The following is a 25,682-nucleotide window of genomic DNA, read 5'->3' as shown; positions in this document are numbered from 1 at the left end:
CCGTCGATGATCACCTCATATATCACCCATCCCCGATGCCATGATCACTTTATGGGGCCCGATCATCCCGAGAGCCCGCTGCGCCTCGATGCCATTCGCGCCCGGCTTGCCTTGAGCGGCGTGCTACAACAGACCATGCAATCGGAAGCGAAACCCGCTACCCCAGAACAGCTCGGGCGCGTCCATCCTCACCGTCACCTGTCCTCGCTCGAGCGTTGTGTACCCGAAGACGGCATCACCCTGCTCGATGGCGATACCTTGATGAATCCCGCGACCATGGACGCCGCTCGAGTGGCGGCCGGGGCCGTGGTACGAGGCGTGGATCAGGTCTACCGCAGCCAGGCCGACAATGTCTTCTGCGCCGTGCGCCCACCCGGCCACCATGCTGAAGCCACCGATGCGATGGGGTTCTGCTTTATCAACAACATCGCAGTGGGCGCCGCCCATGCCATCGCCAGGTATGGGGCCGAGCGGGTCGCTATCCTCGACTTCGACGTACACCAGTGCAACGGCACCGTGGACATCTTCAAGGACCACCCTAACGTGCTGGTCTGTTCAAGCTTTCAGTACCCTTTCTATCCGTGGCGCTATCTACGTAGTCAGTGGCACAACATCATCGACACGCCGCTGCCGCCAGGGACAGACGGCCCGGCCTTCAGGCGTGCCGTGGAAGACGACTGGCTGCCTGCCCTGCATGCCTTCAAGCCGGACATGGTGCTGGTGTCCGCTGGCTTTGATGCCCACCGAAGCGATCCCATGGCCGACCTATGCCTCGAGGCCGCCGATTTCCATTGGGTGACGCACTTGGCCATGGAGATCGCCGCCCTCTATGCCGACAACCGCCTGGTTTCTGTGCTTGAAGGCGGCTATGACATGGAGGCCCTTGGTCGCTGCGCCGAAGCTCACGTTAGCGCCCTGCTGGGCCTACCCTTCAAGGAGTGAGCGATAGGCATCCATGCCACTTTGTGTTTCCGCCCTTGGGGAAATATCGCCCCGTGCATGCAGCCGGCCGGGTGTATCGCCCGACACCGCCGAATGGTCGCCTACAGGCAATGATTCGGCGTAAAAACAGCCATCTGACCCAAGCGTGTTGTGTTAGCCTGATGGAAACTAAGTTTCCGATAGTGAAAAATCCATGAGCGCCAATAACGACCAGACCGCCGCCTTGCAGATTGCCTCAGGCCGCAAGGCCTTCGTCGAGCCACTACAGCTCGGGGAACGCCTCAAGGAAATCCGGCTATCCAACCACTGGACTCTGGAAGACGTCAGCAAGCGCACTGGCTTGGCACGTTCGACGCTGTCCAAGATTGAAAACGATCATATCTCTCCGACCTTCACCGCCGTGCAGAAACTGATCAACGGCCTCGATATCGACCTGCCCCAGTTACTAAAGCAGCCCAAGCCTCAGAGCCGCACCCTGGGGCGGCGCGACCTGACCCGCGCCGGCGAAGGCCAACAACACCCGACCCCCACCTACGAACATGAGCTACTGTCCTGGCAACTGGCGCAGAAGCACATGATTCCCTTCAAGACCATCGTGCGGGCCCGGACATTCAGTGAGTTCAGCGAATGGGTACGCCATGACGGCGAAGAATTTCTGATCGTGCTGGAAGGAACCATCCTGCTCTACACCGAGTTCTACGAGCCACTACGCCTGGAGCGCGGTGACAGCATCTATTTCGACAGCGACATGGGGCATGCCCTGGTGTCCATCAGCGACGATGACGCGGTTGTTCTCTCTGTATGCACCCGCGGCCAGACCAGCTGAGCCATCTGCATTCCGCGACATGCCCCCGGCACCTTTGCAGTTCACATCGAGTGCCATACGCCAGAAGACACGACACTCGCACAAGCAAACGCCCCGGCGCCTGATGCGCCGAGGCGTTGTACTGAGTACCCGAGTTCAGGGTGCCAGGCACGAGGCAATCACTTCATATCGATAATGGCTTACCTTTTTGATGTCTTGCGGTCCCCCGCTCGACGCAGCGGAATCGCGTCGTAGACCAGACGCTGCTCCGAGTGAACAGCCTGAAAATGCCGCCCCTTAGCACGCGCGATCAACATCACCCCGAAACGCTCGGCGAGTTCAACACCCTTTTGGGTCACCCCGGAGCGCGACACCAGAATGCCGATCCGCATCTGAGCAACCTTGAGAACCATCTCTGAGGTGAGTCGCCCCGTGGTATAGAAAATGTCGGCGGACATGGCGGCGCTGTCCTCGTCGAGCCATTGCCGGCCGGCCAAGGTATCAACGGCATTGTGACGCCCCACGTCTTCAACGAAATCCAGCACTTCGTCCTGACGGCAAAGCGCACAGCCATGCACCGCGCCGGCACTCTTGTAGGTTTCGTTGTAAGCGCCGAGATTCTCGAGCAATGCATAGAGTGTGGATTGAGCAAGCGTTGTGCTCGGCACAGGCGCCACGCCGGCAGCATCGAGCAGACGGCCGAAGACAGTGCCTTGGCCGCAGCCGGTCGTTACGGTGCGCTGGCCCAGGCGTTCTTCCAGATCGTCAGGCGCCCGACGACTGACCACGGCCGCTGCCTCGACGTCCCAGTCAACATGAACCGCTTCCAGGTCGCTGCGCGCCGGCACCAACCCCTGATTGCGAAGATATCCCACCACCAATGCCTCCGGGTCGGCGCCCAGCGTCATCAGGGTGACGATTTCTCGTTTGTTCAGATAGACGGTCAGTGCGCGCTCGGCAGAGATGGCCTGCCGACGCACGTCACCAAACTCGTCATGGATATCTATTTCTAGCGTCGCCGGAAGGCGGGCGTGACTAAGACGTATCGCACACATGCATCGCTCCTTGGCGACAAGCGCGGCAAGCCGCTAGGGCAGCACCGCGCAAATAACGAATCAGTTCAGCGTTAACTGCACCATATTGACCATCATTGCATTCGAGGCGCCTACTGTCTGTATCTGACCGCCGCCTTTGGCGACCTGAGATAAGGCGCCCCTGCATAGGCACAGCGTCTTCATAATTTCCAACATACGTTTTCAAGAAGTCCTGAAGTGAGTCGCCTCGCCATGAGCTCCCCTGACACGACCGCCCCCATCAGTCGCAAGCACCTAAGCTTTAGCCTCGTTCCCGAACAAAAGCGCATCAAAGGGTTCACCGCGACCCAGTGGCGTATTCATGACCTCGCACCGGGCAATACCGGCCCCCAGGTGCTGGCGTTGCAACTCTACATGACCGAACGTGCGGCCTACCGGTTCAACCTCGGCTCGCCTAGCCCGCGACTATTCGTGCGTGCCGGGTTCTCGGGACAAACTCCCGATCCCACCGCCTTGACGGCCAGTCAGGAAGTGGCGGCAGGCTGGATGGATGGCGAGCAGCAGGTACTCGAGGTAGCCATGCCGGTCGCCATCCAGCTGTGGCTGGAGGCCTATCTCGCCCATCATGGCGAAGCGCCTGTCGAAGGCCGCAAGAAAAAGCGCAAGGGCGCCGGGCGCGCTCAGGAGAACCAGGCATGACGCGTTTTTCTCGCTGGTCACAGCGCAAGCGTGGTCTTGAACCAACTGACGGGCAGACGTCAGAACGAGCCTTCACACCAGACAAGGAAGGGGCGGTTCACGATGGCGCAATCCACAAGGATAGCGTCAGCGACCATGAGTCGGCTGAGGACAGCCAGGCAACGCCGTCCCAGGAGGCCATCGAAGAGCTACCCGATCCGGCCACCCTACCCCCAGGCAGCGATCTCACCGCCTACCTGGCCCATGGCGTCAGCCGCGAGGTCCGCCGTCGTGCGCTGAAACGCATGTTTGCCGCAGACCACTATCACCATCGCGACGGACTCAACGACTACGATGACGATTATCGCCAGCTCAAGAGCCTCTCGCAGGAAGTCGCCGACCGGCTGCGGGAGTGGACGCGTCAACCCTCTGACAAGGTGGAAGATACCCAGCGTGAGCCGGAGCAAGCAGAGCACGACATCAGTGAGCCGGCTGAAACGACAGAGGCCAAGCGCGAAGACACGCCCGAGGCCGGTGACGGCTCACTGTCCGACGACCAGGCTCAAGCGGCCGATGAAGTGACAAGCGAGTCCACTCCCCGCCACGCCGAACAAGGGTCGCAAGAAGAGGCCCACGCCAAAGGCCACGGGACGAATGAGGCCAAGCCACCGTTGCCAGAGAAAGGCCGAACCTGACAGAGCGTCAAAAGAATAGCTGAATGCTATCGGATCGATAGCTATATTAGCGCTAAGTTTAGACCAATGAGGATTGGCGCTGACTGGGTTAACCGACGAAAATTAAGTAAAAATTTGCTCCTGACCGTTGAGGCTACATGAATCAGTGCATCGACCTGACCCCGCTGGATGCCGATCAGAACCTGGCAGCACGGGATACTGCGCACTCCCGTATCTCCTGGCCTGCCAACCTCACGCCTGAGAGCGTCACCTATTCAAGCGATGGTCACTTGATAATCATTGCCGACGAACTGACAGGTCGCCGAGCGGCCCGTGAGTTGAAGGGTCGTGGCCTTGCCTCGATCACGCTGCTGGTAACCGCACATGCGACCGACGCCAGCACCGCAGACCTCGAAGAGACACATGCACCGGCTGAGAACCTCGGAGAGGATGGTGAAGATAACGCCCAGCTTGAGAGGCTTCTAGAAGACACCGCATTTCTGTCGGTGCATCAGGCCCACCGCTGGCACCTCACCGGCTATCTCGGCAAGTTCACCCTCACTCTGCCCCACGATGACGGAGAGATCGACCTTGCCAAGGCGAGCCTTGGTCGCGCGCATTTCGATCTGGTGCTTGATCTGGGCACGCCTCCCACGCTCGCGCTGGAACTCCCCCCCCCCGGTTACAGCGCCACTCTCTGGGGCACAGAGGAGTGCCGGCAGGTCATCAATGACCTTCCTGAACAGGTCGGCGAATTCGCCAAGCCGCGTTATTTCCACATCGATCATGACATCTGTGCCCATGATAGTAGTGGCAAGACCGGCTGTACCCGCTGCCTTGAGGTCTGCCCCGCAGACGCCCTGTCACGCCAGTCGGGACGTATCGAGTCCTGGATCGAAATCGATCCGATGCGCTGCCATGGCGCCGGCAGTTGCACCAGCGCCTGCCCGACCGGGGCCATCCAGTATCGGCTGCCGCCTCCTGTTGACCAGCAAGCCTATGTCGAGCGTCTGCTCGACGCGTATCGCCTTGCGGGGGGACAGGCACCGGTGGTGCGCTTCGCCGAGGCCAGCTTCCTTTCGACTGAATCGCCGGCCCCGGCGGGCCATGTGCTGGATGTGCCTCTCGAGGAGCTTGGCGCAGCGGGACAGGATCATTGGCTGGCAGCCCTCGCCGCCGGAGCCGCCGAGGTCCGCATTCAACTGACCGACAGCCTGCCGCCAAGCCTGAGAACCCTGATCGACGATCAGTATCGTCAGGCCACCACCCTGCTCGAAGCGCTCGGCCATGACACTCGCCGCTTGTGCTTGATAGAACCTGGCGACAGCGAAAGCCGAGATGCCCTGCCCTCATTGGCAGCGCTCTCCCTACCCGATCGCACTGTGACGCCCGACCACGATACGCCCGGACAGGATGCGCCAAAGGCCGAGGCCAGTGAGCACGGCAAGCGCGCGCGTCTCAATGCCACTCTGGCCCACCTCGCCGCAGCAGGACAGCCCAGCGGGGAGCGCCATGCCATGCCGCAGGGCGCGCCCTTCGGTGATGTGGTCGTAGACAACGATGCCTGCACACTCTGCCTGGGTTGTGTCGCGGTATGCCCAACACCGGCTCTCGCCGGCGGGCGCACCTCCCCCGAGCTGAGTTTCCGTGAGGCAGACTGCGTGCAGTGCGGCCTCTGCGAAGAGACCTGCCCGGAAGATGCCATTCGCCTGATGCCGGGTTTCCTGGCAGCCCCAGAGCGTGAAGCACGCCAGATTCGCAAGCAGGAAGACGCATTCCCCTGCATTCGTTGCGGTAAGCCCTTCGCCAGTGCCAGCGCTATCGCCGCCATCAAGTCCAAGCTTGCCGATCATCCCTACTTTGCAGGTGACGCCATGGCTCGCCTGGAAATGTGTGAAGACTGTCGGGTCAAGGACGTCTGGCAGGGCCTGGCCAATGACCCCGAATCACAGCTGAAGATCTAGTTGAAGCACGATGTGGCGCCACTCTTGAAGATGACAATCTCAGTAACGCTCCAGAAGACGGTTTTGATGCGACGGTTTTGAAAACAAGGTAACGCCATGAACGATACCTCAGCGACGACCCGGCCTGATACGCAGGAAGGCGCGCATGAAGGCACTAAAGAAGACACAGACGCCCTGCGTGCCGACATCTATCGGCTATTGGCGAGACTGCTGCGTGAACCGCCTTCGGCGGAGCTTCTGACGTGGCTTTCAGCGCTCGACGCCGATGCCGATGGCAGCACCCTGGCTAAGCGCTGGACAGCATTGATCCAGTCTGCGGGAACACCAGGAATGCCTCAGGAAGCGCTCGTCAAGAAGCTCTCGGCGGCGCATTTTCGCCACCTAGTGGGCGTCGTCCAGGGAGAGATCACCCCTTATGCCTCCTGGTATCGGCAAGGCAACCTGATGGATGAGGCGTTGCTGGCACTGCGCCGAGATCTGCGCCGCCTCGGCATCAGCCGAGCGGAAGAGTGCCACGATCCCGAGGACCACCTCGCCGCCGTATGCGAGACCATGGCCATGCTCCTGGATGACGGCCAACAAGACGAAGCCGCCCCCTTCTTCATGGCTCACCTCGCTCCTTGGGCGTCGCGCTGCTTCGATGACCTAGCGGCGGTAGACACCCCTTTCTACGCGCATCTGGGAGCGTTAGGCAGCGCCTTCATGAGTGAGGAGCATCGTCATCAGACAGACGAGGTCGCTCGACAGCCAGTGAGAGTCATTACCCCGGATACATGTTCCGCTAATCCCACACCTGACATGACCGATAACTAAACAAGCAGAACTGCTTAATAACGATGCCGGGCAAAAAGATCCGGATCGCAGAGGAGTGAACCATGGCACAACATCACAACCCACAGCGTCGCCTCTTCCTGAAAACGGTCGGCACGGGCACCGCAGCGGCCGGCGCCATTTTCGCGATCGGACAACCCCCCCTGGTTCAGGCAAAGGCCACACCGTCGACTGCCCCTGACGCGCCTCGCGGCTATCGAGAGACCGACCACATCCGCCGTTATTACGCCACCTTGCGCGACTAACCCGGACTGCACTTTCGGCCAAGAGGATCGACACCATGCGATTGACGCGTACTTCCAACACCGCCAAGGCCGGCAATGGCCTGGGCATTTCCCGCCGGCAGTTTATGCAGCGCAGCGCCCTCGCCACGGGTGGCATCGCCAGCGCGGGCTTCATGGGCCATTCGATGGTCCGCTCGGCGGATGCCGCCGACAAGACACCGGTCCTTGATTCACCGGTGGAAACCAAACGCACCATCTGCTCACACTGCTCGGTCGGCTGTGGCGTCTATGCCGAGGTTCAGGAAGGCATCTGGACGCACCAGGAGCCGGCCTTCGATCACCCCATCAACCGCGGCGCCCACTGCGCCAAGGGCGCCTCGCTGCGTGAGCACGGCCATTCCACCCGTCGCCTCAAGTATCCAATGAAGCTGGTCGGTGGCGAATGGCAGCGACTCTCCTGGGACGACGCCATCGAAGAAATCGGCAACAAGGTCCTCGAGCTCAGCGAAGCCTACAGCCCAGATAGCATCTATTGGCTGGGCTCGGCCAAATTCAACAACGAACAAGCCTACTTGATGCGCAAGTTCGCCGCCCTGGCCGGCACCAACAATACCGACCACCAAGCGCGCATCTGTCACTCGACCACCGTTGCCGGGGTTGCCAACACCTGGGGCTACGGAGCGATGACCAACTCGCTGAACGACCTCCAGAACAGCAAGTCGATCCTGTTCATCGGCTCGAACCCAAGCGAAGCCCACCCGGTCGCCATGCAGCATATCCTGCTGGCCAAGGAGCGTAGCAAAGCACAGATCATCGTCGTCGACCCGCGCTTCACACGCACCGCCGCCAAGGCGAACAAATATGTGCGCCTGCGTCCCGGTTCCGATGTCGCCTTCATCTGGGGCCTTTTGTGGCACATCTTCGAGAACGGCTGGGAAGATAGCGAATACATCAACCAGCGCGTCTATGCCATGGAAGAAGTCCGCGCCGAAGTCGCGGCCTATTCACCTGACGTGGTCGAGAACATCACCGGTGTGCCCGAGGCGGCCATGTATGACACCGCCAAAACCATCGCCGATAACCGCCCCGGCTGCGTGGTCTGGTGCATGGGTGGCACCCAGCACACCACCGGCAATAACAATACGCGTGCCTACTGCATCCTCGAACTGGCACTCGGCAACATCGGCAAATCCGGTGGTGGGGCCAACATCTTCCGTGGCCACGACAACGTTCAGGGCGCCACCGACCTGGGCCTGATGTCACACTCGCTGCCGGGCTACTACGGCCTCGCTGAGGGCGCCTGGAAGCATTGGGCCGATGTCTGGGGCCTGGACTACGAGTGGCTCAAGAGTCGCTTCGATCAGTCCGACTACGCCGACGGCAAGCCGATGTACTCCAGCGGCATCACCGTCTCTCGCTGGATCGACGGCGTGCTCGAACAAGAAGACCAGATCTCCCAGCGCGCCAAGCTCAAGGCGATGTTCTACTGGGGCCATGCGGTCAACTCACAGACCCGCGGGCCGGAAATGCAGAAGGCCATGCAACAGCTCGAGATGATGGTCATCGTCGATCCCTACCCGACCGTGGCGGCCGTTATGAACGGACGCACCGACGGTGTCTACTTGCTGCCGGCCAGCACACAGTTCGAGACCTACGGAAGCGTGACCGCCACCAATCGCTCCATTCAGTGGCGCGATCGAGTCATCGAGCCGAGCTTCGAATCCAAGCCAGACCACGAGATCATGTACCTCTTGGCTCGCAAGCTGGGCTTTGCCGACGAGCTGTTCAAGAACATCGAAGTCAACGGCACCGAACCGCTGATCGAAGACATTACCCGCGAGTTCAACCGCGGCATGTGGACGGTGGGTTATACCGGCCAGAGCCCGGAGCGCCTCAAGCAGCATCAACAGAACTGGCATACCTTCAGCTTCAATGACCTGAAGGCCGAGGGTGGCCCCGCCGACGGCGACTACTACGGCATGCCCTGGCCCTGCTGGGGCACTGCCGAGATGCGCCATCCCGGTACGCCGATTCTCTACGACACCTCAAAGCCGGTCTCGCAGGGCGGTTTGACGTTCCGTGCGCGTTTCGGCATCGAGCGCGAAGGGGTCTCGCTGCTGGCCGACAACTCCTTCAGCCAGGATTCCGATCTCGATGATGGCTACCCGGAGTTCACCGCCGACATGCTCAAGGACCTGGGCTGGTGGGATGATCTGACACCTGCAGAGAAGCAAGCCGCCGAGGGCCAGAACTGGAAAACCGACCTGTCCGGTGGCATCCAGCGTGTGGCCATTGCCCATGAATGTGCGCCCTTCGGCAATGCCAAGGCACGCTGTAACGTCTGGACCTTCCCTGACCCCATTCCCAAACATCGCGAACCGCTCTATACCAGCCGGCGCGACCTGGTCACCGACTACCCGACCTGGGACGACGTCGCCTCTCACTACCGACTGCCGACGCTCTACAAGAGCATTCAGCAGAAAGATGTCACCGGCCGCTACCCGATCATTCTGACCTCGGGCCGCTTGGTGGAGTACGAGGGCGGTGGCGAAGAGACTCGCTCGATGTCCTGGCTGGCCGAGCTGCAGCAGGAGATGTTCGTCGAGATCAATCCGGCATTGGCCAATGATCTCGCGGTCAAGGACGGCGAGATGGTCTGGGTCGAAGGGGCCGAGGGCGGACGCGTCAAGGTCAAGGCCATGGTCACCCCGCGCGTCGCTCGAGAAGTGGTGTTTATGCCCTTCCACTTCGGCGGCATGTTCCAGGGCGAGAACCTGCATGACCGCTACCCGGAAGGCTCGGCACCCTATGTACTGGGTGAGGCCGCCAATACCGCGACGACCTATGGCTACGACAGCGTGACGCAGATGCAGGAAACCAAGTGCACCCTGTGCCGCATCGAGCGGGCCAGTTGAGTCCAGAATACCTATAAGAGATCCCCCCGGGACCGGACCCGGGGGTGAGGAGATAACCATGGCGACGATGAAATTCATGTGTGACGCAGAACGCTGCATCGAATGCAACGGCTGCGTGACCGCCTGCAAGAACGCCAACGAAGTGGAATGGGGTATCCAGCGTCGGCGTGTGGTGACGCTGAACGATGGCGAGCCCACCGAAGTCTCGATCTCGGTAGCCTGCATGCACTGCGACGATGCGCCCTGCATTGCGGTCTGCCCGACCGAAACCCTATTCAAACGCGACGATGGTATCGTGCTGCATGACAAGGATCTGTGCATCGGCTGCGGCTACTGCCTATACGCCTGTCCCTTCGGCGCTCCGCAGTTCCCAGGCACCGAGGCCTTCGGTGAGCGCGGCAAGATGGACAAGTGCACCTTCTGCGCCGGCGGCCCAGCCGATTCCAAGGAGGAGGAGTACGAGAAGTACGGTGCCAACCGCATTGATGAAGGCAAACTGCCGCTATGCGCCGAGATGTGCTCCACCAAGGCGCTGATCGCCGGTGATGCCCAGACAGTCGCAGACATCTTCCGTCAGCGGGTGGTTCAGCGTGGACACGAAGATGGTGCTTGGTCATCAACCCAGCGAGTCGGCCCGCAAACTTCGATGGATCACCTCGCCTTTGATGCGACCCGTCAGGAGTAAGGAGGCCCTATGCACACCCACAACGCATGCCTGGCCCTTGGCCGGCGGCTGACCCTGCTCCTGCTGCTGGTAACAAGCCTGTTGCTTGCCGGCCAGGCGTTGGCTCAGGGCGCCGATACCGAGGGCGAACTGGCCACCGCCGTGCCACCGGTCGATGCCGAGATTTGGCGACAGGTGAAGAGCGGCGAAAACTTCATCGACACGCGCCACGACTCCACCTACAACCTGGTCAACCCGAGCGGCGAGACCTGGCGGCAGATTCGCAACCGTTGGGTATCGCCCTTCGGCCTGATCGCCGTGGGCGGCATGGCCGCGCTGATCCTGGTGTTCTACTTGATCGTCGGTCGCAAGGATCTTCAGGAACCGCGCAGCGGTCGCAAGTTGCTACGTTGGTCGACCCTGGAGCGCGCCTTGCACTGGACAGTCGCGACACTGTTCGTCGTTCTGGCGCTGACCGGACTCAACCTGCTGTATGGCAAATTCGTGTTCAACCCCCTGTTTGGTGACGCCGTCTGGGCCGCCATGATGTCTGGTACCAAATTGCTGCATAACTACCTGGGACCGATATTCGGCATCCTTTTGATCGTCATCCTGGCCAAGTTCCTGAAAATGAACATTCCCAACAAGACTGACTGGGAGTGGTTCAAGAAGGGCGGTGGCATGATCGGCAAGGAGCACGTCGACGCCCACTTCGCCAACGGCGGTGAGAAAGCCTGGTTCTGGCTGCTGGCCACTGCCGGCGTTCTGGTGATCGCCAGTGGCCTGGTCATGGACTTCCCGAACTATGGGCAAAGCCGGGATACCATGCAGTGGGCCAACGTCATCCATTCCCTGGGCGCCCTGGCGCTGACGGCCGTTTCCCTTGGGCATATCTACATCGGCACCATCGGCACCGAAGGCGCCCTGGAAGGCATGACCACCGGCTACGTCGACGAAACCTGGGCCAAGGAGCACCACAACCTGTGGTACGAAGAGGTCAAGGATCAAGCGGTCACCCCCGACTCTTCGCCAGAAGCCAACCAGAACGGCCAAGCCACTCAGCCGCCCGGCACCCCCGGCTAGACAGGCCGACAGTGCCAGTCCCGCCACCAACGGACACCGCCCACCGGCGGTGTCTTTTGTTATGCTTGAGATATCACCGATCTAGCGCCCCGCGGCGCCCCAGCAGGAGTCATGACCATGCAACACCTCGACGACGCGACCCGCACCGAACTCGAAGCGGCCGCCTTTCGCCGCCTGCTCAAGCATCTGGATGACAACAAGGACGTGCAGAACATCGACCTGATGATTCTTGCCGATTTCTGCCGCAACTGCCTGTCCAAATGGCTGGTGACCGCCGCCAGCGAACAGGGTACCGAACTCGATTACGAAGCGGCCCGCGAGTATGTCTACGGCATGCCTTACAGCGAATGGAAAGCGCACTATCAGGCACCGGCCAGCCCCGAGCAACTGGCCGCTCTGGAAGCCCGCAACCAGGAAAAGAAGGACAAGGCATGAGCGAGCGTCGCCCCGGTTTCGAACCACTGCGTATCGCCGTACTGACCGTTTCCGATACCCGCAGCGAAGACAACGACCGCAGCGGCCAAGCATTGGTCGAGCGTCTGAGGGCGGCTGGCCATGAGCTGGTCGAAAAGCGCATCCTGCCGGACGACGTCTACGTGATTCGCGCCCAGGTCGCCGCTTGGATTGCCGCCCCCGACGTTCAGGTGGTGCTGACCACTGGTGGCACAGGCTTTACCGGCCGCGATTCGACGCCGGAGGCGGTCGGCGTGCTGTTGGATAAGCGCATCGAAGGGTTCGGTGAGCTATTCCGCCACCTGTCCTGGCAGGAAATCGGCAGCTCGACCATCCAGAGTCGCTGTCTCGGCGGGCTCGCCAATGCCACTGTAGTGTTCTGCCTGCCCGGCTCCACTGGCGCCTGTCGCACCGCCTGGGATGGCATTCTCAAGGAGCAGCTGGATGGCAGTCATAAGCCATGTAATTACGCCAACCTCGTGATTCCAGAACGGGGCACCCATGGTTAAAACACATATCCGACATAAGCCATGCAGCTATCTATCACCCCAGGCCAACCTCGTGATTCCAGAACGGGGCACCTATGGCTAAAACACATATCCGACATAAGCCATGCAGCTATCTATCACCCCAGGCCAACCTCGTGATTCCGGAACGGGGCACCTATGGCTAAAACACATATCCGACATAAGCCATGCAGCTATTTATCACCCCAGGCCAACCTAATGATTCCGGAGCGGGGCACCCATGGCTGACCCGACAAGTGAGTTACAGAGCGTCGAAGACGCGCTGGCCGCACTGCTCGAGGGCGTCGTGCCAGTGGCCAGTGAGCCACTGGCCTGCACGACAGCCGCCGGACGCGTGCTGGCGGATGACGTTGCGGCGCGCTTGGACGTACCGGCCTTCGATAACAGCGCCATGGATGGCTACGCCCTGCGCGCCATCGACGCAGGCCGTTGGCTGAAAGTCAGCCAACGGATTGCCGCCGGCTCCCAGGCCGCACCGCTGGAAGCGGGTACCTGCGCGCGCATTTTCACCGGCGGCGAACTGCCACCGGGAGCAGACTGTGTGGTGATGCAGGAGCGTGTTGAACGCGACGGCGACCAGGCCAAGATGCCAGGCGACATTCCGGCTGGCGATAACGTTCGCCGTCGCGGACGCGACGTCAGTACTGGCGCAATGCTGCTTGCCGCCGGTACGCGGCTCGAGGCCGCGGCTCTTGGCCAGCTGGCAGGTCAAGGTATTACCGAAGTCAGCGTGCGTCGCCGGCCGAGAATCGCCCTGCTGTCGACCGGTGACGAGATCATTGATCCGGGTGAGCCTCTGGCCCCCGGCCAGATCTACAACTCCAACCGCCCCATGCTGAAGCGGCTGATTGAGCGCTTCGGCGGCGAGGTGGTCATGGCCATGCGCGTCGCCGATGATTTCGCCACCACCTGCCAACTGCTAGGCAAAGCCGCCGAACAAGCCGATGTGGTAATCACCACCGGCGGTGTCAGCGTTGGGGAAGAAGACCACGTCAAAGCGGCCTTAGAAAGGTTGGGACAGCTCGATCTTTGGCGGCTAGCCATGCGCCCTGGGAAACCGCTGGCGCTAGGACGCCTGCCGAGTGTCAACGGCGAGGCCCGGCTGGTGGGCCTGCCCGGCAACCCGGTATCGAGCTTCGTGGGCGCCTGGATCTACCTGCGTCCGCTGCTTGGCGCCCTGCTGGGCTGTCCGGCCTTATCGGAGCTGCCCAGGCTCAGGGTGAAAGCCGACTTCACTACCCACACCAAAGCACGCCGACATTACATGCGCGTCGACCTGCGCTTCCTGCCCGAAGGAATCGTTGCCAGCGCCTTTGCCGATCAGAATTCGGCAGTGCTGTCTTCCTGCGTGACGGCCAAGGCGCTGGCCGTGATACCCGACCATTCGAGCGTGGTGCCGGGTGATGTCATTGATTGTTTGTGGCTCACGGAAGCCTGACGCCAGGCGCCTGAAGCGCGCTTGCCATGTCCGGCCAGAGTGAACGGAAGTCGGCCTCCAACTGCACATAATCGGCTTCCAGCCAGGGGCGCAATTCGGCCAGGCGATTGGGACCGCTCAGGCGCTGGCCGATCCCGGCGATGGCGCGACAGGTGAAGTCGAAATCCGCATAGCGAGTCAGCCAGTCCTGCTCGACCAGCGGCGGTACCATCGACGCCAGGCGCTCCGGGGCCGACTGGACCTTGAGCAGCCGGTAGCAGCGCTGAATCAGCGCCTGCTGGGCAGGGTCGCCGGCCAGCAGGCGTGCCAGGAAATGGTCCCAGACCAAGTCAAGCGCGATACCCGCGTATCGGCTACGCCCTTCGGGTGCCCTGCCCCGCGCGGCTCGCGTGCGGGGGTGGCCATCAACCAGACGATCGGTGCGGCGATGATGGCGAATGCCGTCGGCCACCGGCGCCGGCCAGGCGCTAAGGTCACTTCCCTTGACGCCATCGGCGATCAGATTGCCATACAAGAAGTCATCGCTACCGTGGTGGGAAAGCCAAGCATGGGCGAGAAAGTTCATGGCGGCGACCTCTTAACGCCCACGCGTGCCTGGGCTACCCCTTTGGCACCAGCCCGAAAGCGATGTATTACCGAAACCTTCACAGGCAGTTGGCTGGCTTGGGCAGCCCGGCAAGCCTCGCCCCGACCTTGGCGGGGCTATCCGGAAACAATCGCATCAGATGCAGTGACTTGCCCTTTTCAGCGCCTAGTGCCAGCCCGACGGCCTTGACCAGCGGGCGCATGGCCGGCGCCACCTCGTAGCGCTCATAGAAGTCACGCAGCACCTGGATCACCTCCCAGTGCTCAGCGGTGAGGATGCGCCCCTCCTCTGCCGCCAGCGCCTCGGCCACCGCTGGCGACCAGTCCGCCATATCGACAAGGAACCCTTCAGGATCCAAGGCAACCTCTTGGTCGAGCACTGGAAGATAACGGTATATTTCACTAGAGGCCATCAGAACCAGCTCACTGTCTTGTCGGCTTCTTCTGTCAGAGTCACGAAGCCTTCAACATCGACGATGTTCGCCTGCTCCGCGCAACGTTCGAGCAGACCACGGGCGGCAAGATCTTCTCGCAAGGCAAAGAGCCGCCCTGCCAAGCCGGTGAAAAGCGATGCCTGGGCAGGCAGAGCACCCAATACGCCATCTTCGATGAGCAACAGCCGATCATCGGGGCCCATCGCCGCCAGGGCGTCATCGACGGTTCCGGCAGTCGCAGGCGAGCGATTGAGAAGGTGCAAGATCATGCGAAAGGCGCTCCTTGTAGCGTTGCCCAGTGGTGGCTGTTTCGTACTGGAGGGGCAGTGGCTGGATCCAAATCCCACGGATATACCACCATACAGGCATGGCGTTGTAGTCAGAAATTCAGAACCAAGCGGTGTTGATCGAGCAGCTTGGGCAAGGCTGCGCCCTCCACTACCGATACCGGCAGCAGCAGGTCCTCGGTACTCAAGCCCCGGCTGATCAGGGCATGCGCATCGACCAGCAGGGTCTCAATATCGTACATGGCCAGCATGTCGATCACGCCATGGGTGCCCTTCTGCCCAAGCGCCCCTGCCTGCTGGCCGTCCAACAGCGCCAGCACGCCGTCACCTGAAAACAGTAGCGACACCCGCTGTCCGAAGGCGGCGGCCACCAGGGCTGTATCTAGGCCTTCCCGGAGCCAGCTGGAGCCGTGGGGCGAATGGCGCAGGATGACCAGCAGGTCACCCTCGGTAACGCGCTCACCTGTCGCAATCTCTGTCTCGTTCATGTCATCCCCATTCACCGCTTGCTGTTTCGTCAGCCATTATCTCAGGCTGGCTCATCGCTTGGCCTGATTCATGGTGAGAAGGTAATCAAGCGATCATGGCTAAGGCCCGCTTCCACTAGTTGGCCGAGCCCCGTCAACTCGAAGGGAGGTTCCAGGCTATGCCCAGCCTTGCCATGTCGTGCCGCTTCTCGTTCGTCGAGCAGGCCACGGCGCAGGCCGGCCGCAATGCAGACCAACAGCTCGGTGCCGTGCTCGTCATGCAGCATACGCCAGGCATCACCCAGATGAGGTTCATCTTGCGGCGGCGCCGCCAAGCGTGCGGCATTGTAGACGCCGTCGTGATAGAAGAACACCGTATCCAGGCGATGGCCTCTCTCGACCACTGCCCGGGCAAAGCGCAGCGCCGAATGAGATGCCTGTGAACTGTAGGGTCCCCCCTGAACCAGCAATGCGTAGCGCATGGTTTCCTCGCAGCACGGGGCACTTTAAAGGGTGAATATATAAAAATGTTCTAAACGGTCGATCTTGCTGACCAGATTATCAGGAATGCCTTACGCAAAACGACACGACTTGAGACACACCATGTCGGGAAACTTCGCTAAAAAGGCGCCTCCAGAAACGTCTCATCCAAAAACGACTTGGCCCCGCCGATCCGGCGGGGCCAAGATAACATTACCTGCCGAACTCAGTCGTTGCTCATGATGCCGAGAATCGACAGCAGACTGATGAACAGGTTGTAGATAGAGACGTACAGGGTAATGGTCGCGAGAATGTAGTTGGTCTCGCCACCGCGATGCACAATCTCACTGGTCTGGAACAGGATGGCCGCCGAGGAGAACAGCACGAAACCGGCAGACACCGCCAGCGACAGCGCGGGAATCTGGAAGAAGATACCGGCCACCATGGCCAGAATCAGCACGATTGCACCGGCCGTCAGGAAGTTGGCAAGGAAGCCGAAGTCCTTCTTGGTGATTAGCGCCACTGCCGACAGGCCCACGAAGGTCGCGCCCGTCATGGCAAGCGCGTTCATGATCAGGGCCGCACCATTGGGCAACGTCAGGTAGGCACTGAGAATCGGCCCCAGAGTGAAGCCCATGAAGCCGGTGAAGGCGAAGGTCGCCAGCAGGCCCATGGCCGAATTAGCGGTCTTGTGCACCAGGAACATCAGCCCGTAAGCGCCGATGAAAAAGACCAAGATGTTCATCTGCTGAACGCCCATGGCCACGGCAGCGCCAGCGGTCAGGGCAGAGAACAGCAGCGTCATGGCCAACAGCGCATAAGTGTTACGCAGCACCTTGTTGGCGCTGACGGCACTCTCCTGGCGTTGTGTTACATGAGTGTCTTGATAGGCCATCTGTCGATGCTCCCTTTGTTGATAATCATACCTTCGACCAAGGATGCCGCGTCAGAGTTCGCGACGCAAGAACTTAAGGTTGATTGGCGGCCCGGCATTCAACGCCCCCTGGCAAATCGCCAAGCGGTTATTTTTCAAGCCCCTTCGGTGCACGAACAACAGGCCCGCAGACGTCAAGCGCCCTGGCAGCCGGCCACTGACGCCATTCGACGACACCTCGTGACACCCGATATCGGTGGATATACTGGCGCCACAGAAACTCGGGAGAAAAGAACATGATGCGCTGGAGCTTGGTGATAATGCTTGCCCTGATGCTTGCGGGCTGCCAGATCGTCCCACAATGGCCTACAACGCCCAGTGGAGAACCCAGTATCGAGGAACTGCCCGCACCTGACGAATCTCGAAGGGATGGCCGCGTTCCCCGACAGGTACGTTTCCCCGAAGGGGAATATGCCGCCCTAGAAAAAACCGGCACTGCCAGCATTCGCGGTCGGCTCTATCAACGCGATGCGCGCGGAAACCTGGTCCCTGGGGCCGGCGAAACGGTTTCCATCGCGCCGGTTACCACCTATTCGGCAGAAGCCGCCGAGGTCGTGCTCTCTGGACGCGCCATCGCGCCGGCCGATCCGCGCGCACGGGAATACACGCACTATGCGCGCACCGATGGTGACGGCAATTTCGTGGCCAATGGTCTGCCGGCAGGGGAATATTACGTCGCCGGTCGGGTCAGCGCCCTGGACGGACGCCCCATCATCCACCAAGTCAGCGCACGAAACGGCCAGACGGCATCGGTCACACTCGAACGATAAAGCGAGGATGACCGATGCCGGGCTGAACGGCGCGGCACCTGCCGCGCACTGTAGCTGACGAGTTTGCTGGCAGGACTCGTCTCAGGGTTTTCAGCCCAGTTTCTCGAACCCGCCTTAGCGGTTCACATTCACCACGACACGACCGCGCACCTTACCTTCGATCAACTGCCCCGCCGTTTCGATGGCCTCGCCGAGACCGATCTGGTGGGCTATTTCATCAAGAATCGCCGTGTCCAGGGTCTCGGCCAACCGGGTCCAGGCGGCCAGACGATCCTCGCGGGGACGCATAACGCTGTCGATACCGGCAAGGGTCACGCCGCGAAGGATGAAAGGCGCGACGGTCGACGGAAAGTCCATGCCCTGCGCCAGGCCACAGGCCGCTACCACGCCGCCATAGCGAGTACCGGCACATACATTGGCAAGGGTATGACTGCCCGCCGAATCGATCGCGCCGGCCCAGCGCTCCTTGGCCAGGGGCTTGCCCTTCTCGGTCAGTTCGGCCCGATCGATGATCTGCGAGGCACCCAAGCGCTTGAGGTAGTCCGCTTCTTCCGGCCGGCCGGTGGAGGCCATGACCTCATAACCCAGCGCTGCCAACAGGGCGATCGAAAAGCTGCCCACACCACCATTGGCGCCAGTGACCAGTACCGGCCCAGATGCAGGCGTCAGCCCGTGGCGCTCGAGCGCCATCACCGAGAGCATGGCCGTATAGCCTGCCGTGCCAATCGCCATGGCCTGCTGGGTCGAAAAGGCTTCGGGCAATGGGATCAGCCAATCATCCTTGAGGCGCGTCTTCTGGGCGAGCCCGCCCCAGTGGCCCTCGCCAACGCCCCAGCCGTTGAGCAGCACACGATCACCCGGCGCGAAGCTTGCTGAATCGCTTGCTTCGACGGTCCCCGCCAGGTCGATTCCAGGCACCATGGGAAAGCGGCGCACCACTGGCCCCTTGCCGGTAATGGCCAGGGCATCCTTGTAGTTCAGGGTGCTGTATTCCACCCGCACGGTCACTTCACCTTCGGGTAACTGGGCGTCATCCAGCTCCGTTAGCTCGGCGCGGTAGCCGGCATCGTCCTTCTCGATCAGGATGGCCTTGAACATCGTTCCTCCTTTTAGACTGGTCGTCTAATCATGGATAAAAAACTCGACCCATGGATCGAGGTCCAGCGTCCGGCGTCAGTCGCGTCGGCGAGGTAATCCCGCCATGAAGGCGGCCAGAAACGTATCCAGCGGCGCCGCCGATTCCTTCAATTTGGCGCGCATCACGGCCCCTTCCCAGCCGATCCAGAAATAGTCCGCCAGGGCACCGCAATCGGCGCCGGGGGCCAGCTCACCGCTTGCGCGCGCCTCATCGAGACACTCTGCCAGTCGTTCCTGCCAGTCGCCGAGCACCTGCTCGAGGGCCGCTCGATAGCTGTCTGGCAATAGGCCGATCTCCTGGCCTAGGTTGCCTACCAGGCAGCCGCGCCGGAAGCCATGTCGGGCCATGCCCTGCTTGGCATCCTCGGCAAACGCCTCGATACGTGACAGCGGCGGCAAGGAGGCGTCACACAAGTGGCGATCGAGCTTGCGCGCAAAAAAGGCCGCATACTGCTCAAGCACGGCTCGCCCGAAGACCTCCTTGCTGGAGAAGTAATGATAGAAGGAGCCCTTGGGCACGCCGACTCGCTTGAGGATGCCGTCGATGCCGGCAGCCCTGAAGCCCTGCTCGGTGAGCACTTCCAGGCCGCTGCGAATCAACGCCTCCCGGGTGTCCGGGTTGTCTCGCCGCACCCTGGGCGGCCTGCCACGGCGGCGAATGGCGGTAGTGTCAGTCATAGCGGTTAATTTAGACCAGCCGTCTAGTTGCATCAAGCCCTTCACCAAGCCCGCAACAGGTGTCTCACTCGTTGGATGTTGACGAAGGCAGGCCGGAAGATGGCGGCGTTGCAGTAGCTCGCGAGGCGCGCCACTGCTCCAAATAGGAGAGCAGCGCCGGAATCACGGCCAGCACCAGCAGCGTCGAAAAGCCCAGGCCGAAGGCGATGGAGACCGCCATGGGAATCAAGAACTGCGCCTGGAGCGAGGTCTCGAAGAGCAGTGGCATCAAGCCGCCAATGGTGGTCAGCGACGTCAACAGCACCGCCCTGACCCGCTGCACTGCGGCTTCAACCAGCGCCGTATCGATATCCAGGCCCTTCTCCCGCTGCTGGCGGTAGAAACTCACCAGGATGATGGCGTTATTGACCACGATGCCGGATAGCCCAAAGAGCCCGAACAGCGAGAGGATCGTCAGCTTGATGCCCAGCGCCCAGTGGCCCAGCAGCGCCCCCACCAGCGCAAACGGGATGATCGCCATCACGATCAGCGGCAGGCTCCAGGAGGCAAAGACCCAGGCCAGCACCACGAACATCAGCGCCAGCCCCATGATCAAGCCGGTGCGCATATCGCCAAGGGTGTCGCGCTGATCCGCCGAGCGACCCTCGAAGCTGTAACGCAGGCGGTGCTCCTGAGCCAGCTGCGGCAGAACCCGGGCCTCTAGACTAGTTAGCACCTGGTCACTGGAAGTGACGGCCTGATTGAGGACAGCGGTCACCTCGACCGCCAACTGACCATCCGCATGCCGCAGTGCCTCGAATCCCTGTCGATAAGAGAGCTCCATCACCTGATCAAGCGGCACGAAGCGTCCATCCTCGAGACGAATCGGCAGACGCGACAAGGTGCTTAGCCGCTCGCGCTGTTCTCTGGGCAGCAGGACTATCACCTCAATTTCATCGGCCCCATGCTGATACTTCTGAACCAGGCGGCCGTCGAAGGCCGCACGCAATTGCCTGCCCAGCGATTCCGTGGTCAGCCCCAGCGCCTCGCCTTGGGGGCTCAAGGAGTAAACCAGCTGCTCTCGCCCCCAGGGCATGTCGTCATTGGTATTCAGCACTCCCGGAAGGTTGGAAAGTGCGGCGGCAAGCGTCGTCGCCGCCTGCTTGAGCACCATCGGGTCATCACCGCTCAGTCGGATATTGACGTCCTCTCCCGGTGGCCCCGCGCGCCGCTCGCTGATACTCAGGTTGTCGAGTCCCGGCGGTAGGTGAATACGCTTGCGCCAGGCGGTAATGAACTCGGCATTGCGAACCTCACGGGCATCCGGGGATACCAGTTCCAAGCGCATCGCACCGACCTGATCGCCGCTGCGACTGCCGCCGTCGTCATCGAGACTACTGCCATGCAGTGTCACGGCATGTACCACCAGCGGCACACCGAAGGCCTGCTCGGTCTCGTCCAGGGTGTCTTCCAGGTGGCCAAGGAAACGATCCACCCGTTCACGGTCGGTGCCAGAGACGAAGCTGGCATTGGCGTAGAGGATGCTGGATTCAGGCGTCGGGAAAAACTCGAAGCTGATCCGCCCACCCACCAACAGACCAATGGTGACAAGCATCACGGCAACGCCAGAGGCAATAGTGGCGGCGCGATGGCGCAGCGTGAAGATAGAAAAGGCTCGGAAAGGCCCCTCGCGGAAGCGCTCGAATCCCTTATCGAAGCGCTCGCGCAGCCGCGTGACCGGATGCGGACGACGGCCAACCGGCGCCGGCTGGAAGGCATGACGCAGATGCGCCGGCAACACGATGAAGCACTCGAGCAAGGACGCCACCAACACGCAGATCATCACCAAGGGGATATCGACGAGGATATTACCGATCACCCCGCCGACCACCAGCAGCGGCATAAAGGCCGCCACGGTGGTCAACGACGAGGCCAGCACCGGCCACACCATGCGTTTGGCCGCGCCTTCCGAAGCAAGATGCGAGGCTTCGCCGAGGCGGTAGTGGGCATCGGCATCCTCACCGACCACGATGGCATCATCGACGATCACCCCCAGCGCCATGATCAGTGCAAACAGCGAGATCATGTTGATCGACCCACCGATGCCCCACAGCACCGCCAGCGCCGCCAAAAAGGCGGTGGGAATCCCTACCGCCACCCAGAAGGCGACCCTTCCCGGCAAGAACAGATATAGCAGCACCATGACCAGCAACAGCCCGCCCAGGCCATTGCCGACCAGCAGCGAGATACGATCATCAATCAGCTGCCAACTCTCGTCATAGGCTTCGATGGTCACCGACGGCGGCAGCGTCGGGCGAGTATCGGCCAACCACTCCTCGAGCACCTGGGCGGCATCGAGGGAGTTACCGTCTTCGGCCCGCTGTAACAACAGCTCAACCGCCGGGGCCCCGGAGCGCGACAGCGTGGTCTGGCCGTCCTGAGGCTCCTGTCGCAGGGTGGCAATGTCGCCCAGGCGAAGCTGCGCCCGCTGATCGGCCACCACGGGCAGCTCGGCAAAGGCCTGGGGATCGCGGCGCTGTTCTATCGAGCGTAGCTCGCGGGTGCTGTCCTGTTGCCCCATCAGCCCCGCCGGCAGATCCCGCGATAGGCCCTGCACCCGGTCAGCGATCTGATCGAGGCTGAGCTGAAGCGTCATCAGCCGCTCGGCCGGCACCTCGATGCTGATCTGCTGTTCGGGCAGGCCGCTGATTTCCACTCGGTCTATACCGGCCTGCAACAGCTCATTTTCGAAGCGATGCGCTAGCCGGCGCAGTTCTGCGGGGGCCAGGTCCCCATGTATCAATAGCCTGGCAACCGGGTCGTAGCGGGCGACGCGAATCACCTGAGGTCGCTCGGCATCGGCGGGCAGATTAGTGAACTCATCGACCTGCTGGCGCACGTCATCCAGTGCGATGATGGAATCGGTGCCTTCGTTGAACTCCAGCGTCAGGCTCGACACACCCTGAGCGGAGGTGGAGGTCATGCGCTTGAGTCCCTCCACGCTTTTCAGGCGCTGCTCGAGTGGCACGGTAATGCCTTCTTCGACGTCTTCCGCCGAGGCACCGCTCCAGACTACCTGCACGCTGACCACATCCAGCGCAAAGGTCGGGAAAAACTGGATGTTCATGCGCAGTACTGCCAGAGACCCGCCCAGCAGCATCATCAGCATGATCAGATTGGCCGCCACCTTGTGGTGAACGAAGAAACCGATGATGCCGCGGCGACGACTCAAGGCGTCGACTCCTCGTCGCTGACCGCCGCCGACTTGCCGTCGTCAACCAGCAAACCGTCCACGGCGTTGGGCAGATGCGTCGTCACCACACGCTGTCCAGAGGCCAGCGCATCACTTTTCACTAGCAGCCAGCGCTCTCTCGAGCGCATCGCCGAGTCATCTTTTACCGTTTCATTCTTTGCAGCGTCATTCTGTTCGACTGCATCTGGGATCGTTTCACCCAGCACGGTCACGTTCAGCCGCTCGAGTCGGTCGTCATCATTCACCAGGTAGAGCGTATCGTTGCCGTAGAGGGTGCTGTATGGCACGGCCAGGCTGTTGGGCACCGGAGGCAATTCGAGGAGCACGGAAAGCATGTTGCCAGGTCGCACCAGACCGCCTTCGGCTGTGGTGGCGAGGGGTGTGGTTGTGCGGGTTGTGGTTACCAGAGTAGGTGAGAGAGTAGGTGCGAAAACAGGTGCGATGGACAGTATCGCCTCGGTGCCGGCCGGATCGCCCTCCCCGGCCAGCCGCTGCAAACGTAGCTCGATATCACGCTCGGGCACCCTGGCCCAAAGCGGCTGCCCCTCGCGCAGCGCGGTAAGAATGTCGTCCTGATAGCGGTTGGGGACTCGAGCCCGCAACTCGAGTCCGCTCAGCGGATAAAGGCTCAGCAAGGCCGCACCGCTGGCGACACGATCGCCGGGAGCGGCTTCAATGCGGGTAATCACGCCATCGAAGGGGGCCATAACACGGCTGCGCGCAGCATCTCGCTCGGCGACTTCGAGGCCTGCACGAGCACGCTCGAGCTGGGCCTGAAGTCGTTTGAGTCGGGTAGGATGCTCGTCGAGCAGGCGCTGACGATTGGCCACGGTCAGCCGCGCCTGGTCCTCACCGTCATGGGCATCATCGAGCTCAGACTGGGCAAGGAGGTTGCGCGAAGCCAGTGACTGGGCCCGCTCGAGACGACGCAGCGCGTTATCGAGTATCGCCTGCTCACGACGCAGGGCCTGCTGGTCGTTGGCATAGCCGATCTGTTCGCTCTCTATCTGCGCTTCGAGATCAGCGACCTCGGCCCGCGCCTGGGTGAGCGGTGGCTGCACATCCGCCTCGTCAAGCGCGACCAAGAGCTCGCCCTCGGCTACGCGCTGGCCATCATGTACCGGCCGCATCGACACGCGTGCTGCCAGAGGTGCGGTCACGGTAATCAAATCAGGCGCCACCACGCTGCCATACAACGGTACCACCGGCCGATGTGACGCCAATTCGACAGGCATCGACGTCACGCGCCAGCTCCGCTCCGCGGCGGTCACCTCAGTTGGAGCCGGCGCCGTCATCTTGAGATAGATGAATACCAGCCCACCCAAGGCCAGGATCAGCAAGGGAATGAGTCGCTTGAGCACAGGGCCCCCATCGAGCCGGCAATATCATCTGGTGATGATACAACCTATTGTGCCTTCCCGCGCTGGGACAAAAGTGCGCACCGGACAGGTGGTCGACCGGGCTCGATAGGCGCTGCAGCTGTCACAAGAACCTGGCGCAAAAGACAGGGGCCGTTTCAGTGCGACATCATTTCCTCAGCAACCTGCTGCCCACTCATGTCTGTCGGGTAGTAGGTCGGCCAGTTCATGACCTCGTCGAGCAAGGCCTGGCGGTCATCTCCCCAGTACAGGTGGAAGTGTCCGGCTTGGGTGGGAAAGATGCTGTGATCACTGAACTGGATAAAGTCGGGAAGCCCGGGATTGGCATTTGCCGCGTCATCTTCAAGCGCGAAGATATATCTCACCCCCCGATTGCCTGCCTTATAGGTCAAGATTTCAAAGCCATCATAGCCATAGGTGCCGGTTACCACGTCGTCGCCGTGATAGAAGCTCACCGCATCTCCTTGAATGACGATACGGTCGACCTCTGTTTGATAGCCCATCTCGTAGTATTTTTTATACGCCTGCGCTGTTTTCTCTTCTGCTCGCTCTGCCTTGTAAGCAAAGACCCGGTCAAGTGCCCCGCTTTGCAGGAAGGGGTAGACGGATTGCCAGTCCCCTTGCCAATCCGCAAGCGATCGATCTTTTATCTGGCTGTCCTGAAAATACCCGGCATAGATATCTGCGTCCTGGTCATGGCGGTGGCCATGTGCATGGCTATTTTCCTGCTCATGATCGTGGTCGTAGTCGTAGTCGTAGTCGTAGTCGTGGTCGTGGTCGTGGTCGTGGTGAGGCTGATGGCTGTGATCATGATGATCGTCGTGATGGTGTTCATGCCCGTCGTGGTCGTGCTGAGATGCTTGTGCACTCTGAAGCACTGCCAGCGTCAGCACACCGAAAGTGAAGGCACGGCTTGTGATTGCAGCTGGGAAACGCATCGTGGAACTCGCTGTGTCTGTTGAGTAGGAAAACGAATCGCCAACATTATGTTATAACGTAACATAAATCAATTACTATCCATCCGCTCCGGGCCATACCTGCCGTGGCAGCCTGGTACCGTCCTCAGG

The 25,682-nt window shown here is 61.3% G+C and carries 26 protein-coding genes; 14 read left to right on the top strand and 12 right to left on the bottom strand.

All coding sequences use genetic code 11. The annotated features are described in order from the left end of the window. Positions 1 to 6 precede the first annotated feature (6 nt). On the top strand, positions 7 to 942 hold the full coding sequence (locus tag HUS66_RS07125) for a histone deacetylase family protein (RefSeq protein ID WP_175070222.1): 936 nt from the start codon (positions 7 to 9) through the stop codon (positions 940 to 942). Between the two features lie 193 nt (positions 943 to 1,135). After that, positions 1,136 to 1,768: a helix-turn-helix domain-containing protein gene (locus tag HUS66_RS07120; protein ID WP_175070221.1), complete on the top strand. Its 633-nt coding sequence runs from the start codon at positions 1,136 to 1,138 to the stop codon at positions 1,766 to 1,768. A 179-nt stretch (positions 1,769 to 1,947) separates the two neighbouring features. On the opposite strand, the gene HUS66_RS07115 is transcribed toward HUS66_RS07120, so the two are convergent. Next, positions 1,948 to 2,802, bottom strand: a complete 855-nt coding sequence (locus HUS66_RS07115) for a formate dehydrogenase accessory sulfurtransferase FdhD (RefSeq protein ID WP_175070220.1) — start codon at positions 2,800 to 2,802, stop codon at positions 1,948 to 1,950. A 231-nt stretch (positions 2,803 to 3,033) separates the two neighbouring features. On the opposite strand from HUS66_RS07115, the gene HUS66_RS07110 reads away from it, so the two are divergent. The 11 genes from HUS66_RS07110 (at position 3,034) to glp (ending at position 14,232) form a co-directional block, all read left to right on the top strand. Next, entirely contained in the window at positions 3,034 to 3,480 is a 447-nt protein-coding gene (locus HUS66_RS07110; RefSeq protein WP_175070219.1) for a DUF3305 domain-containing protein, read from the top strand. Beyond that, the gene (locus tag HUS66_RS07105; protein WP_175070218.1) at positions 3,477 to 4,154 is read left to right on the top strand and encodes a DUF3306 domain-containing protein; all 678 of its coding nucleotides are present in this window, start codon (positions 3,477 to 3,479) and stop codon (positions 4,152 to 4,154) included. Before HUS66_RS07110 ends, HUS66_RS07105 begins: the two co-directional genes overlap by 4 nt. Before the next feature lie 137 nt (positions 4,155 to 4,291). Continuing rightward, positions 4,292 to 6,097, top strand: a complete 1,806-nt coding sequence (locus tag HUS66_RS07100; RefSeq protein ID WP_175070217.1) for a 4Fe-4S binding protein — start codon at positions 4,292 to 4,294, stop codon at positions 6,095 to 6,097. A gap of 96 nt (positions 6,098 to 6,193) precedes the next feature. Beyond that, positions 6,194 to 6,910 carry a TorD/DmsD family molecular chaperone gene (locus tag HUS66_RS07095; RefSeq protein WP_175070216.1) on the top strand — a complete coding sequence of 239 codons (717 nt, stop codon included), beginning with the start codon at positions 6,194 to 6,196 and terminating at the stop codon, positions 6,908 to 6,910. Between the two features lie 62 nt (positions 6,911 to 6,972). Beyond that, positions 6,973 to 7,173 carry a twin-arginine translocation signal domain-containing protein gene (locus HUS66_RS07090; protein WP_175070215.1) on the top strand — a complete coding sequence of 67 codons (201 nt, stop codon included), beginning with the start codon at positions 6,973 to 6,975 and terminating at the stop codon, positions 7,171 to 7,173. Positions 7,174 to 7,208: 35 nt separating this feature from the next. Further along, on the top strand, positions 7,209 to 10,067 hold the full coding sequence (locus HUS66_RS07085; protein WP_175070214.1) for a formate dehydrogenase subunit alpha: 2,859 nt from the start codon (positions 7,209 to 7,211) through the stop codon (positions 10,065 to 10,067). Positions 10,068 to 10,125: 58 nt separating this feature from the next. Next, complete coding sequence (gene fdh3B / locus HUS66_RS07080) at positions 10,126 to 10,752, top strand: formate dehydrogenase FDH3 subunit beta (protein ID WP_175070213.1); 627 nt, start codon at positions 10,126 to 10,128, stop codon at positions 10,750 to 10,752. Between the two features lie 9 nt (positions 10,753 to 10,761). Continuing rightward, the gene (locus HUS66_RS07075; RefSeq protein WP_175070212.1) at positions 10,762 to 11,814 is read left to right on the top strand and encodes a formate dehydrogenase subunit gamma; all 1,053 of its coding nucleotides are present in this window, start codon (positions 10,762 to 10,764) and stop codon (positions 11,812 to 11,814) included. A 117-nt stretch (positions 11,815 to 11,931) separates the two neighbouring features. Next, entirely contained in the window at positions 11,932 to 12,249 is a 318-nt protein-coding gene (locus tag HUS66_RS07070) for a DUF1244 domain-containing protein (RefSeq protein WP_175070211.1), read from the top strand. After that, positions 12,246 to 12,776 (top strand): molybdenum cofactor biosynthesis protein B, encoded by a 531-nt coding sequence (gene moaB, locus HUS66_RS07065; RefSeq protein WP_175070210.1) that lies wholly within the window; start codon positions 12,246 to 12,248, stop codon positions 12,774 to 12,776. The genes HUS66_RS07070 and moaB overlap by 4 nt, the downstream gene beginning before the upstream one ends. A 238-nt stretch (positions 12,777 to 13,014) precedes the next feature. After that, entirely contained in the window at positions 13,015 to 14,232 is a 1,218-nt protein-coding gene (gene glp / locus HUS66_RS07060) for a gephyrin-like molybdotransferase Glp (protein ID WP_175070209.1), read from the top strand. Here glp and HUS66_RS07055 read toward each other — a convergent pair. From HUS66_RS07055 to HUS66_RS07030, 6 genes are all read right to left on the bottom strand, one after another. Next, positions 14,219 to 14,797, bottom strand: coding sequence for an ACP phosphodiesterase (locus tag HUS66_RS07055; RefSeq protein WP_175070208.1), 579 nt, complete (start codon positions 14,795 to 14,797; stop codon positions 14,219 to 14,221). The two genes, glp and HUS66_RS07055, sit on opposite strands and share 14 nt — an antisense overlap. Before the next feature lie 79 nt (positions 14,798 to 14,876). After that, the gene (locus HUS66_RS07050) at positions 14,877 to 15,230 is read right to left on the bottom strand and encodes a TusE/DsrC/DsvC family sulfur relay protein (RefSeq protein WP_175070207.1); all 354 of its coding nucleotides are present in this window, start codon (positions 15,228 to 15,230) and stop codon (positions 14,877 to 14,879) included. Further along, positions 15,230 to 15,520 carry a sulfurtransferase complex subunit TusB gene (tusB, locus tag HUS66_RS07045; protein ID WP_175070206.1) on the bottom strand — a complete coding sequence of 97 codons (291 nt, stop codon included), beginning with the start codon at positions 15,518 to 15,520 and terminating at the stop codon, positions 15,230 to 15,232. The genes HUS66_RS07050 and tusB overlap by 1 nt, the downstream gene beginning before the upstream one ends. Positions 15,521 to 15,630: 110 nt before the next feature. Beyond that, complete coding sequence (gene tusC / locus HUS66_RS07040; protein WP_175070205.1) at positions 15,631 to 16,026, bottom strand: sulfurtransferase complex subunit TusC; 396 nt, start codon at positions 16,024 to 16,026, stop codon at positions 15,631 to 15,633. 68 nt (positions 16,027 to 16,094) lie between these two features. Further along, positions 16,095 to 16,487, bottom strand: coding sequence for a sulfurtransferase complex subunit TusD (tusD, locus tag HUS66_RS07035; protein WP_175070204.1), 393 nt, complete (start codon positions 16,485 to 16,487; stop codon positions 16,095 to 16,097). A 224-nt stretch (positions 16,488 to 16,711) separates the two neighbouring features. Beyond that, the gene (locus tag HUS66_RS07030) at positions 16,712 to 17,380 is read right to left on the bottom strand and encodes a Bax inhibitor-1/YccA family protein (RefSeq protein ID WP_112055362.1); all 669 of its coding nucleotides are present in this window, start codon (positions 17,378 to 17,380) and stop codon (positions 16,712 to 16,714) included. Positions 17,381 to 17,679: 299 nt separating this feature from the next. Between HUS66_RS07030 and HUS66_RS07025 the strand changes: the two genes are divergently transcribed. Further along, positions 17,680 to 18,189 carry a carboxypeptidase-like regulatory domain-containing protein gene (locus tag HUS66_RS07025; protein WP_254628731.1) on the top strand — a complete coding sequence of 170 codons (510 nt, stop codon included), beginning with the start codon at positions 17,680 to 17,682 and terminating at the stop codon, positions 18,187 to 18,189. Positions 18,190 to 18,303: 114 nt separating this feature from the next. Here HUS66_RS07025 and HUS66_RS07020 read toward each other — a convergent pair whose 3' ends face one another. The 5 genes from HUS66_RS07020 to HUS66_RS07000 form a co-directional block, all read right to left on the bottom strand. Next, positions 18,304 to 19,287: an MDR family oxidoreductase gene (locus HUS66_RS07020; RefSeq protein WP_175070202.1), complete on the bottom strand. Its 984-nt coding sequence runs from the start codon at positions 19,285 to 19,287 to the stop codon at positions 18,304 to 18,306. A 75-nt stretch (positions 19,288 to 19,362) separates the two neighbouring features. After that, complete coding sequence (locus tag HUS66_RS07015) at positions 19,363 to 20,004, bottom strand: TetR/AcrR family transcriptional regulator (RefSeq protein WP_175070201.1); 642 nt, start codon at positions 20,002 to 20,004, stop codon at positions 19,363 to 19,365. Between the two features lie 64 nt (positions 20,005 to 20,068). After that, positions 20,069 to 23,215, bottom strand: a complete 3,147-nt coding sequence (locus tag HUS66_RS07010) for an efflux RND transporter permease subunit (RefSeq protein WP_175070200.1) — start codon at positions 23,213 to 23,215, stop codon at positions 20,069 to 20,071. Continuing rightward, positions 23,212 to 24,597, bottom strand: a complete 1,386-nt coding sequence (locus HUS66_RS07005; RefSeq protein ID WP_175070199.1) for an efflux RND transporter periplasmic adaptor subunit — start codon at positions 24,595 to 24,597, stop codon at positions 23,212 to 23,214. Before HUS66_RS07005 ends, HUS66_RS07010 begins: the two co-directional genes overlap by 4 nt. A gap of 155 nt (positions 24,598 to 24,752) precedes the next feature. Next, entirely contained in the window at positions 24,753 to 25,553 is an 801-nt protein-coding gene (locus HUS66_RS07000) for a ZinT family metal-binding protein (RefSeq protein WP_175070198.1), read from the bottom strand. Positions 25,554 to 25,682: the final 129 nt, after the last annotated feature.

It is taken from the genome of Onishia taeanensis, from assembly GCF_013349955.1.
In the GTDB taxonomy this organism is placed as follows: domain Bacteria; phylum Pseudomonadota; class Gammaproteobacteria; order Pseudomonadales; family Halomonadaceae; genus Onishia; species Onishia taeanensis_B.
Note: the sequence above shows the minus strand (reverse complement) of the source record. Positions and strands in the feature narration are given on the sequence as shown.

Excerpts from the sequence above, each read along its gene's own strand:
- HUS66_RS07125 (WP_175070222.1), top strand. The coding sequence starts at position 7 with ATGATCACCTCATATATCACCCATCCCCGATGCCATGATCACTTTATG.
- HUS66_RS07120 (WP_175070221.1), top strand. The coding sequence starts at position 1,136 with ATGAGCGCCAATAACGACCAGACCGCCGCCTTGCAGATTGCCTCAGGC.
- HUS66_RS07115 (WP_175070220.1), bottom strand. The coding sequence starts at position 2,802 with ATGTGTGCGATACGTCTTAGTCACGCCCGCCTTCCGGCGACGCTAGAA.
- HUS66_RS07110 (WP_175070219.1), top strand. The coding sequence starts at position 3,034 with ATGAGCTCCCCTGACACGACCGCCCCCATCAGTCGCAAGCACCTAAGC.
- HUS66_RS07105 (WP_175070218.1), top strand. The coding sequence starts at position 3,477 with ATGACGCGTTTTTCTCGCTGGTCACAGCGCAAGCGTGGTCTTGAACCA.
- HUS66_RS07100 (WP_175070217.1), top strand. The coding sequence starts at position 4,292 with ATGAATCAGTGCATCGACCTGACCCCGCTGGATGCCGATCAGAACCTG.
- HUS66_RS07095 (WP_175070216.1), top strand. The coding sequence starts at position 6,194 with ATGAACGATACCTCAGCGACGACCCGGCCTGATACGCAGGAAGGCGCG.
- HUS66_RS07090 (WP_175070215.1), top strand. The coding sequence starts at position 6,973 with ATGGCACAACATCACAACCCACAGCGTCGCCTCTTCCTGAAAACGGTC.
- HUS66_RS07085 (WP_175070214.1), top strand. The coding sequence starts at position 7,209 with ATGCGATTGACGCGTACTTCCAACACCGCCAAGGCCGGCAATGGCCTG.
- fdh3B (WP_175070213.1), top strand. The coding sequence starts at position 10,126 with ATGGCGACGATGAAATTCATGTGTGACGCAGAACGCTGCATCGAATGC.
- HUS66_RS07075 (WP_175070212.1), top strand. The coding sequence starts at position 10,762 with ATGCACACCCACAACGCATGCCTGGCCCTTGGCCGGCGGCTGACCCTG.
- HUS66_RS07070 (WP_175070211.1), top strand. The coding sequence starts at position 11,932 with ATGCAACACCTCGACGACGCGACCCGCACCGAACTCGAAGCGGCCGCC.
- moaB (WP_175070210.1), top strand. The coding sequence starts at position 12,246 with ATGAGCGAGCGTCGCCCCGGTTTCGAACCACTGCGTATCGCCGTACTG.
- glp (WP_175070209.1), top strand. The coding sequence starts at position 13,015 with ATGGCTGACCCGACAAGTGAGTTACAGAGCGTCGAAGACGCGCTGGCC.
- HUS66_RS07055 (WP_175070208.1), bottom strand. The coding sequence starts at position 14,797 with ATGAACTTTCTCGCCCATGCTTGGCTTTCCCACCACGGTAGCGATGAC.
- HUS66_RS07050 (WP_175070207.1), bottom strand. The coding sequence starts at position 15,230 with ATGGCCTCTAGTGAAATATACCGTTATCTTCCAGTGCTCGACCAAGAG.
- tusB (WP_175070206.1), bottom strand. The coding sequence starts at position 15,520 with ATGATCTTGCACCTTCTCAATCGCTCGCCTGCGACTGCCGGAACCGTC.
- tusC (WP_175070205.1), bottom strand. The coding sequence starts at position 16,026 with ATGAACGAGACAGAGATTGCGACAGGTGAGCGCGTTACCGAGGGTGAC.
- tusD (WP_175070204.1), bottom strand. The coding sequence starts at position 16,487 with ATGCGCTACGCATTGCTGGTTCAGGGGGGACCCTACAGTTCACAGGCA.
- HUS66_RS07030 (WP_112055362.1), bottom strand. The coding sequence starts at position 17,380 with ATGGCCTATCAAGACACTCATGTAACACAACGCCAGGAGAGTGCCGTC.
- HUS66_RS07025 (WP_254628731.1), top strand. The coding sequence starts at position 17,680 with ATGCTTGCCCTGATGCTTGCGGGCTGCCAGATCGTCCCACAATGGCCT.
- HUS66_RS07020 (WP_175070202.1), bottom strand. The coding sequence starts at position 19,287 with ATGTTCAAGGCCATCCTGATCGAGAAGGACGATGCCGGCTACCGCGCC.
- HUS66_RS07015 (WP_175070201.1), bottom strand. The coding sequence starts at position 20,004 with ATGACTGACACTACCGCCATTCGCCGCCGTGGCAGGCCGCCCAGGGTG.
- HUS66_RS07000 (WP_175070198.1), bottom strand. The coding sequence starts at position 25,553 with ATGCGTTTCCCAGCTGCAATCACAAGCCGTGCCTTCACTTTCGGTGTG.